Genomic DNA, 18,878 nt, shown 5'->3' on the forward strand with positions numbered 1-18,878 from the left:
TGCGACGGCAGACCTGCGGAGCAGTAGCAGAGCAGGCTTGAAAGCTCCTGCTCAGCCGCCGAGGCCCCGAAGCGACGCAGGGACAAACTTTCACGGAGGGACCGCCACCGTGATAGACCAGGACGCAGTATCGGCGATCGGACGCCATGGCATGCAACTCACCGATCGCGAGGTCGGAGGTGGGACGGACGACGCCGATGAGGCAGTAACCAGCTGTCGGCCCAACGGACTCCAATCGACGGTCTCGAAGAAGACCGCGCTCGTCTATCGGGCTCCGGTACAGCGGTTCAAGGCGTGGTGCGCCGCGCGGGGGTATAGCTCGAGGCCAGCCGACCCTGAGGTAGTCGCCGCCTTCCTTGCTGCGGCCGACGCCGAAGGAGAGGGGGCCGCCTACCGGTTCTCGGCCTCGACGCTGAGGGTGTGGGCTGCCGCAATCCGCCGCGACCATCTCGATGCCGGACTTCCGGATCCCAGCTCGACCCCGGTCGTGCGATCTGTGCTTGTCTCGATGGCAAGGCGCCGGACCGATGCCGGGCGGACCCCGGAAAGGGTCTACCCGCTCGTAGCCGCAGACCTGTGTACGTTGATCGACTCGATCAGCGCTCGGGCGGCCGAGGGAGATTGGAAGTCCCGGATTACCGCGTGTCGCGATACCGCGCTGATCGTGATGGGATTCTATTCGGCGCGTCAACGCTCAGAAATCGCTGCGATTCGGCTCGGCGATCTGATCATTGCCACTGACGACGACGATTCTGGGCGGCAATGGATCATGATGCGGATCCGCGGATCGAATACCTCCCGTACCACTGCGGATTACGCCCGACTTCCGCGTAGCCGCGACCCTCGTTACTGCCCTTGGTGCCGGCTGCTGGACTGGCTCGTCCTGGTGGCACGATACGACAGGACAATCGGCAGCATAAAAGACCGTCGTGAGACCAGAAACCAGCAGTCGTGGGCGGCCCGCCGAACAGTGATCAGAGTTCTGGACAACATCGACCACAACCCCCAATACCACCACTGTGGCCGAGAGCTGCCAGCACCGCCCCGCGCCACCGCGCCGGTCTGGCGCCCGCTGGCAAAGTCCACGCAGTATCTACCCGTCGACACCGGTCAACCGATCACAGACCAGACCATTGCTTATGTGCTCAAGAAGCGGTGCCGAGAAGCAGGTTTTCAGCCAGCGCAGATCGCCCGAATCAGCGGAGGCTCCCTCCGATCCGGTTTCATCACCCAGGCCCACGCCGAAGGCATCTCGAGCGAAGACATCAAACTGCAGAGCGGCCACAGGAAGACCGAGTCAGTCGACCGCTACTACGTCCGAGAGCCCCGATACCGCCGCAACGCGGTCGACAGGCTTCCCCTGTGACGCCAGTCGGTCCGCTTAGCCGTCCCACACGGTACCGCTGCGCATGGGAAGAATAGGACCGCTTGTCCGCGGCCTTTGCACTACGCCCAAGCCCGGGTCACGGTAAAACCGGCATGATGGCTCACCCTCCAGCAGACCGAGACGACACGCTCACGCAGGCCATGGCGGCGTGCTGAACCTCTCGGCACAGCAACGAGCTCAGGTAAGCGCCTCCGCAGAGGGCCGTGCGGCGGCGTGCGCTCATTCGACTCCTCCAATCACGGCCACCTGCGGTTATGCTGGACGAGCGGGTAGTTGCGCCCGTCTACGAATGGGGTGAACCCCGGGGCTGTGCGGGTGCCAACACCGGTGTTCAACGGCAGCACCAGTGGAGCTGTTCCGAGCAGGTTCTGTGACGCGAGCAACCCCGACCCGGTGGTGTCTGCGTGTCCGTCCGGGCGGGTGGCCGGGTGGCTCGTAGCGTGCAGGGTGACCAGGCTTGATCCAGCTTCACCCGAGCGGGAGGTAGGCATGGAGGGCAAGCTCGAGCTGTTCACCGACGCGGCCGGCAAGACCCGGTGGCAGACGGACATCTGCAGCCTCCAACGGTGCACCGACCGCACAGGCAGCTGGGGGTGAGGCCGCGCGGTGAGCACTATCTGATCGTCGGTTACTGGCGTGCGGCCAGTTCGAGGTCCAGACTCTGTCGAAGTCCCGCGAGCCGGCGCATGACGGTGGCGCCTTTCCTTTCGTTGAGACGACCGGCCATGGCCAACGAGAACATTCCCTTGTCTGTAACCAGGTAGTCGACGAATGGTGAAATCGCTGCGATGGCGAGGTAGTCACGCGCGTCGCTGGACTTCAAAGTCCGGTTGGGCTGCAGATGAGCTTGAACTCGCAGCTCGGAGAAGCGTCCTTGGATCGGCATGCAGGCGAGAAACGCCGACACCGCCGCCGTGTACTCCTGGTCGTCCAGATACTTGCCGATATCGGTGGCGATGGCATCTGGAGCTAAACCCAACACCAGACATGCCTCGATGATATGCGTCATGGTGGTCGGATCGGCGTAGCACAGGCCCTCGACGAGGCCTCGAACCCTTGACGGGGTGCGGTCCTTCTCGTCGATCATGGCCCGAATACTGTGTTCGTTCTGAACAAGCCGATCGCCCTTGCCATCATCCGGTACCGCGGCAAACGCCGGCATGCCGGGCTCGAGCCGAGGGTCACGTCGCGCCAGGGCAGCGAGCTCGACCCGGTCCGCCATCCGTTGCTCGGTTCCCTCGGGCAGACCATCCCCAGTGAGGCGTTGGCCGGTGAGCGTATCAACGACCTCGGCCCGTACCTCTCGGCCGGTGAAGCAGTGGGCCCTCCCCCACCCGAAAACTTCCGGACGAGGTATTGCGCTGTTCATCCCGAGGTAGGTGGCAGTACCGACCAGGGCATCCCAGAGATTGAGCCCGGACAGATTCATTGTGTTGAAGCCGGTCAGCTCGGCCATCGTGACCGCGGTGTCCCAGCGGCCGTCCTCATGCTCGCGCGTCGAGTTCTCGTAGTAGTTGACCGGGGAGAGCGCGAACACGACCTTCGCGTCGAGGGCGAGCTGCCGGAAGTGGTCGAAGCAGCCCGCCTCGTCAGGAATTTGGGGGTTTCCTGCGCGGTCGTGGGCGAGATGGGCGTAGCACCATTGGTCCAGATAAACCACAAGAGGCGCGGGGGAAGCTTCCCGGTTCCAGCGCGGCGGAAGGGTCGGGTCGTAATCCATGGGCCACGGCTCGGTCAGCACGCAATGATTGTCTACCGCGACCAGGCGATTCCGCGATCCGTTATTTGACGGCGGTCAGGCGTAGGCTTCGGCAGCCATGACGGATATATCGGTGGAACACGGATACATTGGCCCTGATCCCACCCGGCCGCCGGGCTACGCGTTTCCTGGTGGCAAGCCTGAGGGGCTTCCCCTCTCGGCGGCGATCTACGAACACTGGAACAGAAGCGGTGGGCAGGCATCACAGGCCGTTGTTCACGCGCTGTATGAGGCGGTAAAGGCACTCGAGACCGAGATCCAGCAGCTACGCGGCCAGTGACCCATGGGCCTGTGTGCGACCCTGGAACGCGAGAACCGGCCAGATGTGAGCTGGCCGGTTCTCGTCTTGTTCGGGGATCTCAGGCGTCGAGCATCCAGAACCAGCATGCCCCTTCGTCCCGCAGCCGGTCCCGCGGTCGTCCGCTGTTCACCAGGACGCCGTCGACCTGACGGCTCACCGCGAGGTCGCCGGTTTCTGACCACATGGCGGTGGTTCGATCGCGAACCGACCATCGAACTCTGAACCACAGGCATACGTCCATGTACGGATCGAGGCCGTGATCGTCCAAAAGGCCGGTATGCGGCGGCAACGCCGCTGGCGCCCATGTTCGCCTCCAACATCCCCTGGTCCCAAGTCAGCCCCGGATCTTCGGCGATCAGCGCAGGCCAGTCGATCGGGTGATCGGGTGATCGGTACGGGCCCAGTTCGGCCACGGGCCTTCCGGCGGTTCCAGCGGTACGCCGGCCAGCGCGGCCGCCAGCGGGCCCGGCATCTCATGCAGCAGTTCCGCCGGCAGCAGGAATGTGGCGTCGTGCCCACACTCCGCGCCACCCTCGGCGCCGCCGAACGCGGCGATCCGCAGAGCATCGGCCCACCGCACCGTTTCAGGCGCGAACTCGGTCCGGCATTCATCCCACTCGCTCTGCGCGATCCTCAGTACCGCCCGGTCTGGCGGTACGGAGGTTGTGTTCCCAGTCCATTACTGGCTTTCCGTCCTTTGGGTTCCCCGGCGCCCGGTTGCGCGCCGGCGGTTCTATCAGGCGGACCGCGCCAGCCCTGTTGCGCGCTGAAGCCACCGACTGGCGCACGCATGATCGGCCGGCGGTCGGCGGATCCTTGATGCGGGTGGACCACCGTTCCCGGTCCTTAAGTGCCTGATCGCCATACCGCGGGTGTGAACTGACGGCTTCATCATGGACTAGAGGAAAAGGGTCTGATCAGGTAGTATCACATCTACGTGATAACCTGGACCGGTGTTGTTCGAGATTATTGCCGAGCAGGAAGTCGTGGACTTTCTGCTGGACTTGGGTCCTGGAGATCGCGCCCGCGCGGACTTCAGGGCGGGCCTCCTTGCCGAGAAGGGCCCAGAACTGACCGAGCCTCACTGCCGCCATCTCAAGGATGGTGTCCGTGAGCTCCGCTTCGAGATCTCCAGGAACCGGAACGTCCGGATCACCTACTGGTTTCCCGGGGACCGCAAGATCATTCTCCTGACTGTCTTCACGAAGTCGGCACAGCACGAGGCCAATGAGGTCGACCGTGCCGTGCGGGCGAAGAAGGTGTGCGAGAAAAAACACGACCGGACGTATCACAACGTGTTCGAGACCTGATCCACCTGGTGGTGGGCTTTCGCGGGCCGCGGCAGGAACCGCGAAAGCCACCCACTCCCTCGACTTGCCGCCCGGTGACGATTTCGGACAGAACAGCACACAGCATCACATCCAGAAGATCGACCCACACCCCTGGAAATAGGGAGGCACGAGACCGATGACCTACACCGTTGCAAGTCCGCCAATACCACTTTGCCAGTCGAGACGGCACCCACCTCCAGGGCGGTAGGACTACGACGACCAACCCCAGCGAAGAGCTCGGAGCCGTGTGAACAACGCCGGCATGAGAGATCTTCAGTCCCTCTGCCTAGGAGGCAAGGCAGAAGGCAAGGCGTACGAACCTCCCTCGGTCCCGCTGCAACGGGGCCGAGGGAGAGGCACCAACCTACAAAGGGCAGATAAACCATGACCACCACAGAACGAAAGATCAGCCAGGAGGAATTCACCCGCCGCAGCGCAGAAGCTCGCGCAACCCCGGAGTACCAGGCCGCCTACCGTGCAGCTGAGATTGCCTACCGGCTCGGCGAGCAGGTCCGGCATGCGCGGGAGGCGCGAGGATGGACTCAGAGCGAACTGGCGAAGCGGGCAGGGATGAAGCAGAACGCCATCAGCCGATTCGAGGCAGGCGATGGCGTGCCCACGATCCAGACCCTCGACCGACTCGCGAGCGCGCTGGAAGTGCAATTGAACATCGAACTCACACCCGCGTAATCGAATTCGGATTGCCAGATCGCTTGGCCCGGGACAGCGACACCAGTCGCCGTCCCGGGCCTCACTGTGTAATGACACCCAACCCCTACTGCAGTAACGCATGTCGACAGCGTGGCTACCGAGACCGGCGGCGCACCCGAACTGAGACATTATGAAGGCGAAGGGGGCTGCACCGAGGAAGGTGGAGTAAATGCCGGTTTCAGGCCACTACCTGCGGATCTGTAGGGCTGGAATGGGTTGGATTCGTTCCTCGACCCCAAGAATCCACCCAAGTGGTCAGCTCTGAGCGAAGCTTCGCGTTCCATATCTGCTCCGCTGCGTGCGGCGTCGCGGACGACCGGCAGGATTTGACGCTGAAGGCACAGATCCTCAAGCAGACTCCGGTGCAATGCAGGATCCGGTAGGCCGCCGGTATGGTGTGCAACGAACTCCCGCGAATTGAAGATTGTGGCGCGGTTGAACGCCGCGGCATCAACTTTCCGCAGGTCCGGCCGGTCGTTCCGGACGATGATCAGACCGAGATTTGGAGCCAGCGGCACAGTAATCCGCGCGCAGTTACTGAACCCGACACCCATACCATGATGCGTCCAGCGTTCAGGCAGCTCGCTGGTCGCGCCTGCGGCCACTCCCCACATGCACACGGTGGTGTCGCCTACAACGAGTTTCGGGCCAGTCGGCCGATAGAGGTGCCATGACCACGGACCGTACTGGAGCCAATCAGCTATGTAGCAGTGACGCTCTTTCGGGTCGAACTCCCCTGCGAGCCGAGCTTGCCAAGGCCAGAGCACGCCCGTCTGAATCTGTCGGATACCTAACGATAAGGCGAGTTCATCGATTGAGGCGCCGGGATCCAGAACGCTACGCTCGAGAATCTCGATCATGAAGCGGGATCGATACCACTGCAAGGCGATGAAGAATCCGAGCACTTCACGAGCTTCATCCGACAGCGTTCGGACGTAGCTGCTGAGCAATGACGCGAGCACCTTGCCCGTAGCCGTTTCTATTGAGCCCATGCTTGCTTCGAGGATGGTGTGGTCGGGTTCGCGCCCGGGCCAGTACAGGGTGTGCCCGCGAAGGGTTTGCGCGACCTTTCGCACGGGCGCCCAGCGTGGACGCTCATCCTTGTCCGCGCTGTATACGAGGAGCTTCTTGTTGCTGTCAGCGAACCGCCTGAGCAGGAATTGCGGCACGTAATGGTGCTTCTCCGGGACAGACACCGCATCACCTCGTAGACCGGCTGGCGCGGGCCGCATTGCGGTGAGACCGCCCGCTGCCGCCAGGGTTGCCATCTTTCACATCGAGACCATCGCTTCTCAACGGTTGAACGTATCGATACCGATTTTCCGACTGGCCTACCTGCGACTGGCCGCGGAGGCCGGGCGTGCCCGATGCCGCCTCGAAATCTTGATAATGAGACGAACGTTTTCGACATATTCATGGGTATGAGCAGGCAATATCGCCGGTCGGCTCTCGACCGGCTCGCGGACGTGAAGGTCGAATGGGTCCCGGAGTACAAGGAGTGGAGGTTCGAGAGCTGGCTGCTGGACTTCGATGCAACCGGTCTTTGTGCGTACCCCGAGGATGGTTCGTTCGGCTATCTCTACGTCCTCGGCTTGAGTGATGACTGGATCAAGGTAGGGCGCACCGGCAAGTGGGCGGCGCGTCAGAGCTCTCTGAGGGGGCAGTTCCGCCAGAGGCACACGCTCAGCATCGAGCAGGTTTGGAAAACCGTGCCCATTCCAGCGGCCGAGCTGGCCTACGCCGAAGCTCGTGTGAAGGCCTACGCCAGGCGCCTCGCGGACGGGTCGCGTCTGTTCTACGCCCGCGGCGACGGCCGGGTCAGCGAGGAGACCGAGATGTTCCACGCTGCAGATTTCGGCCTGGTCCGGGCATACGCCGACGTGATCGGACGATGCGAAGTGCTCTGGTGAGATACAGCGCGGGACATTCTGGGAGTGTGGCGGCGGCATGGTCGCGGGACTCGTAGCCGCGACGGCGAGCCCGACGAGCGGCGCTGAATATCCCGGTTGCCTGCGTGCCTGTCGCACCGCATGCAGCGCTTCAGATATCTCGGCAACGAGATGGACGCGTCGACAACGAGGCCTCAGGTCGGCGGAGGCTGATCTGGACCACGCCTGGGGGAAATGATCTACGATTCCGTATCCGCACGGCAAGGTGCCTCTTGTCGTTCAGGCGTACAGTCAACCCTGTGACCAGCGATTTCAGCGACCGGGCCGACAGAGCCGCGGAGGTTCGCGCCGAAATGGAGGCGATGACCCCCGAGCAGCTCCGGGCTCTAACCGATCGACTGGTTTTCACCGGTGAACCGGTCGAGTTCGAATTGGCTCCCGACACAGATGCCGACCTTGGACCGGAAATGCGGCCGCGACCGGTGGCGATGTCCGATGATCTGGACCTGCGATGCCAACTACGGGCGAGCGACCTGCGGCTGAGCCGGTCGGCGTATATTCGCCGCCTGATCGAGCAGGACCTGCGGACCGCTTTTGAGGTCGACCGCGGCAAACACCTGTAATTCCTCCTCCGAGCGGGTCAAGTCAGGCTTCGAACGCGAGCGGTATCACCCGGATTAGACATTCCGGCTGTACCGATGCCCACCGTCGATGCGAAATCGCCAACAGGTCAAATGCTGCGGTCACAGGGGTTTGACCACAGCTCAGAGCGGTAGGCGGCGGCACGAGCAGCCCGTCCCCGGCACCGAGTGCTGTCGCCGCAGCTCTGCCTGCGCGATCGAATCCGAGGCACTACGCGGCAGAGCCGGCCCACAGGGCCAACGCGACCAGATTCGATACCCGTCGGCGCGCCGCTCTACGAAGAGCAGCCGCGCTGAACAATTGCCTCACCAATGTGCACAATGCGTGGCTGTTCGCCGCTACAGAGAGCAGAGTGCCCTCGGGGAGAGGGGGCCGCCAGGGTCGACTGACCGCTCCCGCTCTCGGACGCGGTGGTGGGACTGGAAGTCGACATCGAGTCTGAGGAGTTCACATGCAGGATCAGGCGTATCCCGACGACCCGGACATGCATCGGCTGGTGCTACGTAACATCAAAGAGTGGACCGCGGCGCTGAGCGAGAAACCGGCAGGTGTCCCGGTCTGGCAGTTCCCTCTGCGCGCTTTCGAGATCGCTGGCAGTCTGGCGGAAGGTCGGACCGATCCGGACGCTACATCAATGTCCGGCGAATTGTGTCTCGAAATGTTGACCTATACGCCTATTCGGCTGCGCAGAACCGACGGTGCCGAGGTGACGACCTGCATTGCGCAATGGGCCAGCGACACAGGGCAAAGCGTCCTCGAAGTCATCAGAGATTTCGAGGACGCATATTGCCAGGGAGAGTTCTCGTGGGAGGCCGCGGGCGATGACGGGGTCCATGTGATCGGCGCTACCGTTGGCCGCAGTCGGTAGACGCTGTTGGCGTGGTACCGGCGGACGGTGATTCGAGTGATGAACCCTGCCCGCGGAGCCGACGATGAGGTGCCGGCCAGCCGCATCGAGCGATCCGAGGCGGACGCGGATCCCGAGACGGTCAGGTGGGCACTGCCGCCCTGACCTGCCCGTGTTCGGGAAATTCGACTGTTCCGTATGCAACGGAACAGTCGAATTTCCCGAACGCTGGCCGTACCGGTGCCCTCAGGACAGGGTCGAACTGGCGGCACGGCGTGGACCGATCTCGACCGCCCGCTGAGCAAACCGTACATTCCCGCAGTTCAGAGCCTCCGGTACGACCATCGGAGTATGGCCGATGCAGGGGAACGGGCGCTTAGAGATCGCCGACGATCCTGAGCGCCGACCTCAGTGGTGATAGCCGACGGCCGGCGGGTCATGACGCAAAGCTTTGCCCATACCAGTCGCGGATCAATGCGGCGGCCACGTTGGTGTCGTTGCGGTCGGAGTACAGGCTCAGATGGCTCATTCCCGGAAGTATTTCGAGCTGTATGAACGGGGACGGCACCTGGTTGAATGCGGCGATTTCCAAGTCCCATGCGGTGATGTTGTCGCCTTGGGTAGACAACAACGATGAACGACGACGACATGTCGATTCTCATTTGACGTGTCGTTTTCTCATGTGAATCGCCATCCTGAGAGGCGACACCAGAATGTCAGTGATCTGACCTGCGGATACGACAGCAATGTCAGCAGCGGACGACACGGGATGTCAGTGCTCGGCGGGGTTCCGGGCGGCGTGTTGACCTGGGGTTCCGTTCGCAGGCTGTGTGAGTGGCGCGGCTATCGGGCTGGGTCGGTCAGGGGGGGGTGGTGGGTCCTCGCAGCGATGCTGCGAGGACAGCGTGTGTCGGCGGTTCAGGCGGTTCCTGCTTTGTGGTTGCGCCACAGGAGGATCGTGCTGGCCGTGAGACTGTTCGGTCAGCGCGGGCGGCCGTCGGCCGATGCGGCCGCGGGCGCGGGCTGATTCGAGGCCTTCGAGGGTCCCCTCGCTGATGAGGTCGGCGGTCATCTCGTCCATGGCGGCGATGACGTGGAACAGGAACCTTCCGGGTGGGGTCGCCGCGGCGTAGGTGGTCGAAGCATTTGTCCCACTCGGGGCGCCGCCGTTCGGGGTTGTCATGCAGCAATCGTCCGAGGCACAGGGCCGCCCCGGTGACGATGCTCATCGACAGCCGCGTGCACGAGCGCGGCCCTTCCAGGTCCGCGCACAGCAGCCGAGCGCTCGCACCACAGGGCGGCACACCACCGTTAGCAGGCCGTTCGAGGGCAGTGCAGCAGGTCTTCGGCCGATTCGAATGGGGCCGGTCCCCGGTCATCGCCTCCGCCTTGCCCGGGGACCACCCACGGCCGGGCAGCCGAACGGCACCGGGGCTACACCGTTGCGGATGTCGCCCGAGAGGTCGATGAGGCCCGTTTCGGCAGTTAGGCGACCTGGGGCAGTTCCGGTAGAGGTTGGGAGATCAGCCGTTGTGCGGTGCGCTTGTTCATCCCGAACATTCGCAGCGCGCGGTAGGTCATCTCATCGGAGAGGGCGTCGGCGTCGGCCTCGGGGTGGGCGTCGAGCAACTGGAGCAGGCCGAGTAGAGCGCCGCCGGCCGCCATGACGGCCATATCCGGATTCATCGGCTCGAACCGCCCGGATTCTTGGGCGGCGAGGATATCGCGGCGCGCTCGCGGGGCCAGGCCTTCGTCGCGAAGCATGATCGACATTCCGGAGTTGAGTACGACGCGGACCATCTCCGGGATCTGGCGCTGCAGGCGGCCGGTCATGCGAAAACTGACGGCGAACACTTCGGCCGGGTCCTCATAGAGGGCCACGATCACATCGCGCATCTCGCTGTAGGCCTGGAGTGCGGATCGAACGGCCTCGTCGAACAGCTGATCTTTCGACTCGAAGTGGTTGTAGAACGAGCCGAAGCCGACGTCGGCGGCGTCGGTGATCTCCTGGATGCTCACCGCGGAACGGCCTTCGGACAGGAACATGCGCGCGGCGCCCAACAGAGCATTGCGGGTGCGCTCGCGGCGCCGATCGGTGCGAGTGCGCACCTCGGGTTCGGCAGTCATCGGGCCCTCCACCTCGGATCGTCACCACAATCGTAACTGACGAAAACATCAGACACGATTCCGCCACCAAGGATGATCCGGCGACCGCTGACGGCGGGAAGCCATGCTTTTTGATTATTTCATCATTTCTTCTTGACAAGGGATTCGCTCTGGACTGATGATTTCATCATTAACTCAGTGGAGGTGGCCGTGACAAGCACAGACAATGGCGTCGAGGCCGGGCAGACGGTCCGGGTCGGCGACCGCGAGATCTTCTTCACCGAATCGGGCTCCGGGCCTGCTGTCGTGCTGCTGCACGGCGGGGGTCCCGGCGCCTCGGGCCTGTCGAACTATTCCCGCAATATCGAGGCGCTCGCCGGCCGGTTCCGGGTGATCGTGCCGGATATGCCCGGCTATGGCCGGTCTACCAAGCGGATCGATCAGACCGATCCGTTCGGCGACCTGGCTGCCGCGGTCGGCGGTTTGCTCGATGCCCTCGATATCGAGTCCGCGCATCTGATCGGCAATTCCTACGGCGGTGCCGCGGCGCTGCGGCTGGCCATGGATCGCCCGGAAAAGGTCGGGCGGCTGATTTTGATGGGTCCCGGCGGCATCGGGACCACCCGGGCGCTGCCGACGAAGGGTTTGCAGTCGCTGTTGTCCTACTACGGCGGAAGTGGGCCCAGCCGAGTCAAGCTGGCCGAATTCATCCGCGAATACCTGGTCTACGACGCAAGCGCGGTAACCGAAGAGATGATCGACACCCGGTATCAGGCCAGTCTCGACCCCGAGGTGATCGCGAACCCGCCGCTTCGGCGGCCCTCGGGCCCGTCCGCGCCGAAGACGATGTGGCGGATGGACCTGACCAGGGATCCGCGGCTGGCGAAGGTCACCCATCCGACGCTGGTGCTCTGGGGCGCAGAGGACAAGGTGAACCGCCCGGCCGGAGCGCAGCTGCTCGCCGAGCGAATGCCGAACTGCGATATCTACCTGCCCGCGAAGACCGGGCACTGGGTCCAGTGGGAACGCGCGGAGCTGTTCAACTCACTCGCGGCAGCCTTCCTAGAGGCCACACCGTGACCGATTTCCTGCGCCCGAACAGCGACGCCTCCGTGTTCGGCGCTGTGCACCTGGGTTATCTGGCGGTGCAGTCGCGCAGGCTCACCGAATGGCACCGGTTCGGGGCACTGGCGATCGGCTTGCACGTCGATGAGCTCGACGCCGACACGCTGCGGTTCCGGCTCGACGATCGCGCGTGCCGTTTCTTGATCCAGCGTGGCCCGGCCGAGGATGTGACCGCTTTGGGCTGGCACGTCGACGACCACGACACCTTCGACCGTATTCTTGCCCGGGTCAGCGACCGCGGAGTGCCGATCGAGGAGGGCACCGCGGTGCAGGCGGCACTGCGTGGGGTGGAGCGGTTGTGGCGGTTCCCCGGCCCGAAGGGGATCGCCACCGAGATCTTCACGACCGCGGTCACCACCAGCGAACCGTTGCGGATGCTCAGTTCCGGCTGGGTGACCGGCGAGGCCGGAATGGGGCATGTGGCGATCGTGTCCCGGGAGCCGGAGTCGATGCACGGCTACTACCGCACCCTGTTCGATTCACGCCTGTCGGACTTCATCGACGAGAACGTCTCCGGACTGAAGATGAAGATCCGCTTTCTGCGCGTCAACGAACGACACCACTCGATCGCCGTCGCCAATATCCGCGGCATCAAGATCGACCCGATCCGTACCCGGGTACAGCACGTCAACATCCAATCCGCGACGCTCGACGATATGCTCGCCGCGTACGGGCGGGTCACCGACCTCGGCTTCCGGATGGCGTGGTCGGTCGGCCAGCACACCAACGACCGCGAACTCTCCTTCTACTGCGTCACCCCCTCGGGGTTCGAACTCGAAGTCGGCTGGAACCCACTCGTGCTCACCCCCGACGTCGAAGCCGCGTGGAAGCCGGTGACCCATCAGGGCATCAGCATCTGGGGCCATCACACCGTGTCGGAGACCGTGCTGGACAAACTCGCGCAAGCCCGGACCGGCGCCCGCCGGCTCCGTACCCCGGAGATCACGATCCCGGCACTGACAGAAAGCCTGCCCCGATGAACGAAATCGACTACGAGGTGGTCATCGTCGGTCTCGGCCCCACCGGCCTGACCCTGGCCAACCTGCTCGGGCGCCGCGGAGTCCGGGTGCTGGTCCTCGAACGCGAACCGGTGTACTACGGGCTGGCACGCGCGGTCTACACCGACGACGAATGCCTGCGCATCTTCCAGACCGCCGAACTCGCCGACGAACTCGCCGCCGATATGAACGTCGACTCGACCGTGCAGTGGGTCCGCGGCAACGGGAAGGTCCTCGCCCAGTTCAACGAGACCGAACGACCGTTGAGCTGGCCGGTATCGAACTTCCTCTACCAGCCCTATCTGGAGACCTCCCTGGAACGCGCGCTGGCACGCTACCCGCACGTCACGGTGCGCCGCGGCCGGGCGGTCACCGACTTCGACCAGGACAGCGAACTGGTCAGCGTCGAGCACGCCGAATGCCCCGGCACCGGCTACGGCAAACGGGAAGCCACAACCGACCCCCGCACCGCCGAACGGGTACGCGCGAGATTCCTCATTGGCTGCGATGGCGGCCGCAGCGTCGTGCGGACCCGGCTGGGCATCGAGATGTCGGGCACCAGCTTCCCCGAACGTTGGCTCGTCGTCGATCTGAAAGCCCGCGACGGTATCGACGCATTCCGGCATCTGCCGTACTTCGACTTCGTCTGTGAGCCCGAGCTGCCGATCGTGTCGTGCCCGCAGCCGGGCGGACATCATCGTTTCGAGTTCATGCTGCGCGCCGAACAGTCCAAAGAGGAGATGGAGGACCCGGAGACCGTGCGGCGCCACATTTCCCGCTACGTCGACCCGGACGAGGTCGAGGTGCTGCGAAAGCTCGTCTACACGTTCAATGCCGTGGTCGCCGACCGCTGGCGTGACGGCCGCATCCTGATCGCTGGCGACGCCGCGCACATGACCCCGCAGTTCATCGGTCAGGGTATGAACTCCGGGGTGCGCGACGCCGACAACCTGTCCTGGAAGCTCACCGCGATTCTGCGACACAGCGCCGATCCGGTGATCCTGGACAGCTACGAAACCGAACGCCGACCGCACGCGAAGGCCATGATCGACTTGTCGGTGTTCAACAAGAACATCGTCTCGCTCGACAAACCTGTCCTGGCGAAAGCGCGCGATATCGGGCTGATGACTGCGATCCGGGTGCCGGGCCTCGGCGGCTGGATCAAGGGCGCGAAGATGAAACCCCGCCCGCGCTTCCGCCGCGACGCCTACCTCGGGCTTCCTCGCCCGATCCTGCGCGGTGTCGAGGGCACGCTGGCCCCTCAACCGGAGGTCCGCACCTACAACGGCCGCCACCAGCGACTCGACGATGCCCTGGGTATCGGATTCGCAGTCCTCGGCTACGGCGCCGACCCGCGACGTGCGCTGTCCGCCGCTGACCTCGCCACGCTGCGCGCCCTGGAGGCCACCTTCGTCACGGTCTACCCTCTCGGCGGCCGGCCACAAGGAAAGCCGGGGGATGGACGCGACGATATCGTCGATGTCGAAGACCACACCGGTACGTTGACCGGATGGTTCCGCAAAGCGCGGATCGGCCCCGGCGGCCTGGTCCTCTTGCGTCCGGACCGGTTCGTCTTCGGCACCGCGGCGAGTGCGGACACCGCGCCACTGATCGCGCAGTTGCGCCACCAACTGGGTCTCTCTCCGCGGTCGGTCCCGTCGGTCGCGCAGCTACCCGCAGAACACTCCGATATTGCTGCGGTCTCCGACTGAACCCGCTGGCCTCGATTGTGACTTGTTGTCCGACACCAGAAAGTTAGCCTTGATGAGCAACCCTCGCTCCGCTGGTTCGACGAGCCGGCGGCGTCTACTCGGCGGCGCGGCCGCCGGAACCGTGGGCATCGCCGCACTGGCCGCATCGAGCCTCGGCGCCCCGAAAGCGCAGGCCCACCTACGTCGACAGTCCCCGCCGCCGACCGGCTCCTACCGGATCGACCTGCATGCTCACTTCCTGCCGCCGGACTACCGCGCGTCGCTGATCGAGCACGGGCATCTCACCATCGGCGGCTACCCGACCCCGAACTGGTCGCCGGAGGAAGCGATCGGGTTCATGGACTACTACGGCATCCAGGCCCAAGCCCTCTCGGTCTCCGATCCCGGAGTGTCCTACCTGCGGGGCCGGGAAGCCAACGACATGGCACGCTACTGCAACACCTACGCCGCCGACCTGTTCAAGAAGTTTCCCACGCGTTTCGGCGCGTTCGCCGTGCTACCGATGCCGGATATCCCCGCCGCCATCGACGAGGCAATCTTCGCTCTGGATACCCTTCGTCTCGACGGGGTGGTGCTGCTGTCCGCCTACGACGGCGTCTACCTGGGCGACCCGCGGTTCGAACCACTGATGGTCGCGCTGAACCAACGCAAAGCCTATGTATTCGTGCACCCCGCCGCGATCCCCGCAGACGCGAAACCCGAACTGCCGCTGCCGGACTTCCTGGAAGAATTCACCTTCGACACCACCCGCGCGGCAACTCTGATGATCGCCACCGGCATGACTCAACGGTATCCCGACATCCGTTTCCAGCTCGCCCACGCCGGTGGCACCCTGCCCTTCTTGTCCCACCGGATCGGCGTCGCCTCACACACCGCCGCCGGAGAAACCTGGCCTGCCGAGCTGCCCAAACCTTCGCTCCTGGATACCGAGCGCCAGATCTCGCGCTTCTACTACGACACCGCCCTGAGCGCCTCACCTGCCGCCATGGCCGCCACCCTCGCCGTCACCGGCCACGACCACATAGTCTTCGGCTCCGACTGGCCCTTCAGCGCCACCACCCTGCCCCAGACCGGAGACAACGACCCCGCACCGCGACTGAGCGAAGTCTTCGACACGAATCAGCGCCTGGAAATCGAGCGCCACAACCCGCTACGTCAGCTTCCCCGTCTCGCCGAGGCCGTCGGAGGATGAGCACCATGCCCCACAACCGTATCGACGTGCACCAACATCTCGTCCCACCGGTGTATCGGGATGCGCTGCGCAAACACGGAGTAGCGACGGCCGGCGGCCGGGAGGTCCCCGAGTGGAGCGTCGACTCCGCACTGCAGCTGATGAACACCGCGGGAATCGCCTCTGCCGTGCTGTCGGTATCCACACCCGGCACAACGTTCCTATCGGATTCCGGCGAGGCGGCGGCGCTGGCCCGTGCACTGAACGACTACGCGGCGGAGCTGGCCACAGCCCATCCGGAGCAGTTCGGGTTCTTCGCCACGCTGCCGATGCCCGATGTCCCTGCCGCCGCGGCCGAAGCGCGCCGGGCGCTGGATGTGCTCGGCGCCGACGGAGTGGTCCTACTCGGCAATGCCCGCGGCAGCTACCTCGGCGCCGAGGGGCAGGACGAGTTGTTCGGTGTGCTGAATGACCGGTCGGCGGTGGTGTTCGTCCATCCTGCCGATCTACCGTCCGATCCCGTACCGGAGGTACTGCCGTTCGCCGCCGATTTCCTGCTCGACACCACCCGCGCGGCGTACCTGCTGGTGCGAAACGGAATCCGCAGGCGATACCCGAACATCCGCTTCGTGCTCAGCCACGGGGGCGGGTTCCTCCCGTACGCCGCGCACCGGATGGCGCTGGGAATCTTCACCCAGACCGGAACCAGCCCGCTCGACCTCCTCGACGACTTCGCCGGCTTCTACTTCGATACCGCCCTGTCGGCCAGCGCCGCCGCATTGCCGACCTTGCTGGCATTCGCCCGCCCCGGCCACGTGCTCTACGGCAGTGACTGGCCCTTCGCTCCCGATCCCGCGGTGCTGTATTTCAACGCCGGACTCGACGAGTACTCCCTCGCCGACGCCGACCGCAGAGCCATCGAGCGAACCAACGCGGCCGCCTTGTTCCCCCGTTTCGGGTCCGCGCCACAGCCCCCGGCGATTCCGCTGCGAGACAGGGTGCGCAGGAACGTCCGGCAACGGGCCTTCCGAGGCATCGCTCGAGCAATCAATAAACGCTGACCATCGGCCATCCCATCACGCGCGTCGGTAGATACCGATGGGCGCGTGATGGGATGGCCGTATGAGCGCACCGCAGCCCCCGCAGAGCCGACGACGGATCCGGGATCCGGAGCGGACGCGGCGAGTGATCGTCGAAGCAGCACTCGCGTCGCTCGACGACGGAGACGTGGCACCGACGGCCAAGCGGATCGCCGCGCGCGCCGGCGTGTCCGAACGGAGCGTGTTCACGCATTTCCGCGATCTCGACGAAATCAAGGTGGCTGCCGCACATGAGCAGGCCCGCAGGATGGCCGGCCTGATGGCGACAATTTCCCCCCGGGATCCGCTACCTGCCCGGCTCGACGCGCTCATCGAGCAGGGCGAGCGGTTATACGCCCACCAGGTCGGCATCCGGACCGCCGAATCGGCGTTCGCGCCACTGTCCCAGGAATTGACCGACCTGGTCGGCAAACGCCGGAGTATGTTCCGCGACCAGCTCGCCGAGGCGTTTGCACCAGAACTGGGCACGCAGCCTGCGCCGGACCAGGCTCTGGACCTGTTAGAGGCGATGTCGGACTGGTCGTTCCGGCACTTCCTCGTAGCGCGAACAGGACGGACGCAGCCGGAGGCATCAGCAATTGTGCGACGCGGAATGTTGAGCGCACTCGGCACCGAACCACTATTGCAGTGACACTGCAATAGTGGCAGGCTGGCGTCATGACCGACTCCTCCGCACCACTGCCCGACACGGCGCCCGCGACGCGGGCGCCTGCCCGGCGCCGGGTCGGCCGTATCTTGCTCGGGGCCGGGGCGGTCGTTCTCCTCGCCGCTGCGGCACTGACCTACCTGGGCCGCGACCTGATCATCGACCGGGCGATCCGCAACCAACTCTCGGCGCAGCCGGACAACTCCTATCTCGACGACACCGAGCACGTGCGAGTGCTGCTCTGCGGGACCGGATCCCCCGAGATCAGCAGTGCCCGCGCCCAGGCCTGCACCCTCGTCGCGGCCGGCGGAAAGATGTTTCTGTTCGATGCAGGCGAGGGTGCGACCAAATCGCTGTCCCAGGAGAACATCGACATCACCCGCATCGACCACGTGTTTCTCACTCACTTCCATTCCGACCATTTCAACGGCCTCGGCACCTTGGTCAACGAGAGCTGGATCTGGGGTCGGACCACACCGGTCGAGGTCGCGGGCCCGCCCGGAATCCGCGAACTCATCGACGCACGCAACACGATGTACAGCCTCGACACCGGCTACCGCACCGAACACATGGACGATCTCGCCACCGCGCATGCCGCAGCGCAAGCGGTCCCTCTCCAGATCGACCTCCCCCGCGGCCAGGACTCCACCCGCGTGTACGACGAAGGCGGTGTCACGATCGATGCGGTGCGCGTCGTTCACGACCCGGTCGAGCCGGCGTACGGCTACGTCCTCACCTATCGCGGCAAGAAGGTCTTCATCAGCGGCGATACCCTCGTTGCACGGCAGAACCTGCCGGCCATGCGCGACGCCGACGTCGTCGTCCACGAGGCTTACGCGACCCACCTGGTCCGCCGTGCGCTACCGGTGATGCGTGAACTAGGCCAGACCCACGACGCCGATGTCGCGGAGCGGACGATCGACTACCACGCCGACACCATCGCGCTGGCGAAGCAGGCGCAGCAGGCAGGCGTGAAACACCTGGTCCTCACCCATTTGACGCCTTATCCGAACAATTTCTTTGCACGGCGAATGTTCGTCGCCGGTATGGACGACTACTTCGACGGTGAGATCACGCTGGGCCGCGACGGAACGCTCGTGGTCATCTGACTTTCGCGGAACAGCGCTGGTACCGAGGGCAGTAGCGTGCCTGT

The 18,878-nt window shown here is 64.6% G+C and carries 20 protein-coding genes; 14 read left to right on the forward strand and 6 right to left on the reverse strand.

The features are described 5' to 3' along the window. The first annotated feature begins 109 nt into the window (after window positions 1-109). Complete coding sequence (locus ACYR7D_RS05650) at window positions 110-1,366, forward strand: site-specific integrase (RefSeq protein ID WP_459548565.1); 1,257 nt, start codon at window positions 110-112, stop codon at window positions 1,364-1,366. Window positions 1,367-2,015: 649 nt separating this feature from the next. Here the strand turns inward: ACYR7D_RS05650 and ACYR7D_RS05655 are convergent. Continuing rightward, the gene (locus ACYR7D_RS05655; protein ID WP_459548566.1) at window positions 2,016-3,128 is read right to left on the reverse strand and encodes a hypothetical protein; all 1,113 of its coding nucleotides are present in this window, start codon (window positions 3,126-3,128) and stop codon (window positions 2,016-2,018) included. A gap of 76 nt (window positions 3,129-3,204) precedes the next feature. Here ACYR7D_RS05655 and ACYR7D_RS05660 point away from each other — a divergent pair, with 76 nt between their 5' ends. After that, on the forward strand, window positions 3,205-3,426 hold the full coding sequence (locus tag ACYR7D_RS05660) for a hypothetical protein (RefSeq protein WP_459548567.1): 222 nt from the start codon (window positions 3,205-3,207) through the stop codon (window positions 3,424-3,426). Between the two features lie 79 nt (window positions 3,427-3,505). Here ACYR7D_RS05660 and ACYR7D_RS05665 read toward each other — a convergent pair whose 3' ends face one another. Together ACYR7D_RS05665 and ACYR7D_RS05670 are read right to left on the reverse strand one after the other, a co-directional pair. Further along, window positions 3,506-3,631 (reverse strand): hypothetical protein, encoded by a 126-nt coding sequence (locus ACYR7D_RS05665; protein WP_459548568.1) that lies wholly within the window; start codon window positions 3,629-3,631, stop codon window positions 3,506-3,508. 171 nt (window positions 3,632-3,802) lie between these two features. Continuing rightward, the gene (locus ACYR7D_RS05670) at window positions 3,803-4,027 is read right to left on the reverse strand and encodes a hypothetical protein (protein WP_459548569.1); all 225 of its coding nucleotides are present in this window, start codon (window positions 4,025-4,027) and stop codon (window positions 3,803-3,805) included. A 373-nt stretch (window positions 4,028-4,400) separates the two neighbouring features. On the opposite strand from ACYR7D_RS05670, the gene ACYR7D_RS05675 reads away from it, so the two are divergent. Both ACYR7D_RS05675 and ACYR7D_RS05680 read left to right on the forward strand, forming a co-directional pair. After that, window positions 4,401-4,757, forward strand: a complete 357-nt coding sequence (locus ACYR7D_RS05675; protein ID WP_459548570.1) for a type II toxin-antitoxin system RelE/ParE family toxin — start codon at window positions 4,401-4,403, stop codon at window positions 4,755-4,757. 405 nt (window positions 4,758-5,162) lie between these two features. Then, on the forward strand, window positions 5,163-5,468 hold the full coding sequence (locus tag ACYR7D_RS05680) for a helix-turn-helix domain-containing protein (protein WP_459548571.1): 306 nt from the start codon (window positions 5,163-5,165) through the stop codon (window positions 5,466-5,468). A gap of 149 nt (window positions 5,469-5,617) precedes the next feature. On the opposite strand, the gene ACYR7D_RS05685 is transcribed toward ACYR7D_RS05680, so the two are convergent. Continuing rightward, window positions 5,618-6,757, reverse strand: coding sequence for a DUF4238 domain-containing protein (locus ACYR7D_RS05685; protein ID WP_459548572.1), 1,140 nt, complete (start codon window positions 6,755-6,757; stop codon window positions 5,618-5,620). A 153-nt stretch (window positions 6,758-6,910) separates the two neighbouring features. Between ACYR7D_RS05685 and ACYR7D_RS05690 the strand changes: the two genes are divergently transcribed. The 3 genes from ACYR7D_RS05690 (at window position 6,911) to ACYR7D_RS05700 (ending at window position 8,888) form a co-directional block, all read left to right on the forward strand. Then, entirely contained in the window at window positions 6,911-7,399 is a 489-nt protein-coding gene (locus tag ACYR7D_RS05690) for a hypothetical protein (RefSeq protein ID WP_459548573.1), read from the forward strand. A 278-nt stretch (window positions 7,400-7,677) separates the two neighbouring features. Next, complete coding sequence (locus ACYR7D_RS05695) at window positions 7,678-8,001, forward strand: hypothetical protein (RefSeq protein ID WP_459548574.1); 324 nt, start codon at window positions 7,678-7,680, stop codon at window positions 7,999-8,001. 470 nt (window positions 8,002-8,471) lie between these two features. After that, window positions 8,472-8,888 carry a hypothetical protein gene (locus ACYR7D_RS05700; protein WP_459548575.1) on the forward strand — a complete coding sequence of 139 codons (417 nt, stop codon included), beginning with the start codon at window positions 8,472-8,474 and terminating at the stop codon, window positions 8,886-8,888. Between the two features lie 751 nt (window positions 8,889-9,639). Here ACYR7D_RS05700 and ACYR7D_RS05705 read toward each other — a convergent pair. Further along, a complete protein-coding gene (locus ACYR7D_RS05705) occupies window positions 9,640-10,050 on the reverse strand; it encodes a recombinase family protein (RefSeq protein ID WP_459548576.1) in 411 nt (136 codons plus the stop codon). Window positions 10,051-10,352: 302 nt separating this feature from the next. Next, window positions 10,353-10,994 (reverse strand): TetR/AcrR family transcriptional regulator, encoded by a 642-nt coding sequence (locus ACYR7D_RS05710; protein WP_459548577.1) that lies wholly within the window; start codon window positions 10,992-10,994, stop codon window positions 10,353-10,355. A gap of 189 nt (window positions 10,995-11,183) precedes the next feature. Between ACYR7D_RS05710 and ACYR7D_RS05715 the strand changes: the two genes are divergently transcribed. The 7 genes from ACYR7D_RS05715 to ACYR7D_RS05745 all read left to right on the forward strand — a co-directional run bounded on the left by ACYR7D_RS05715 (window position 11,184) and on the right by ACYR7D_RS05745 (window position 18,834). Next, a complete protein-coding gene (locus ACYR7D_RS05715; RefSeq protein ID WP_459550039.1) occupies window positions 11,184-12,053 on the forward strand; it encodes an alpha/beta fold hydrolase in 870 nt (289 codons plus the stop codon). Between the two features lie 8 nt (window positions 12,054-12,061). Next, on the forward strand, window positions 12,062-13,078 hold the full coding sequence (locus tag ACYR7D_RS05720) for a VOC family protein (protein WP_459550040.1): 1,017 nt from the start codon (window positions 12,062-12,064) through the stop codon (window positions 13,076-13,078). Next, window positions 13,075-14,808 carry a bifunctional 3-(3-hydroxy-phenyl)propionate/3-hydroxycinnamic acid hydroxylase MhpA gene (gene mhpA, locus ACYR7D_RS05725; protein ID WP_459548578.1) on the forward strand — a complete coding sequence of 578 codons (1,734 nt, stop codon included), beginning with the start codon at window positions 13,075-13,077 and terminating at the stop codon, window positions 14,806-14,808. Before ACYR7D_RS05720 ends, mhpA begins: the two co-directional genes overlap by 4 nt. Window positions 14,809-14,860: 52 nt before the next feature. Beyond that, a complete protein-coding gene (locus ACYR7D_RS05730) occupies window positions 14,861-16,000 on the forward strand; it encodes an amidohydrolase family protein (protein ID WP_459548579.1) in 1,140 nt (379 codons plus the stop codon). Between the two features lie 5 nt (window positions 16,001-16,005). Next, window positions 16,006-17,040 carry an amidohydrolase family protein gene (locus ACYR7D_RS05735; protein WP_459548580.1) on the forward strand — a complete coding sequence of 345 codons (1,035 nt, stop codon included), beginning with the start codon at window positions 16,006-16,008 and terminating at the stop codon, window positions 17,038-17,040. 124 nt (window positions 17,041-17,164) lie between these two features. Then, a complete protein-coding gene (locus tag ACYR7D_RS05740) occupies window positions 17,165-17,710 on the forward strand; it encodes a TetR/AcrR family transcriptional regulator (RefSeq protein WP_459548581.1) in 546 nt (181 codons plus the stop codon). A 26-nt stretch (window positions 17,711-17,736) separates the two neighbouring features. Continuing rightward, a complete protein-coding gene (locus ACYR7D_RS05745; RefSeq protein WP_459548582.1) occupies window positions 17,737-18,834 on the forward strand; it encodes an MBL fold metallo-hydrolase in 1,098 nt (365 codons plus the stop codon). Window positions 18,835-18,878 lie beyond the last annotated feature (44 nt).

This window comes from Nocardia sp. X0981 (genome assembly GCF_977089955.1).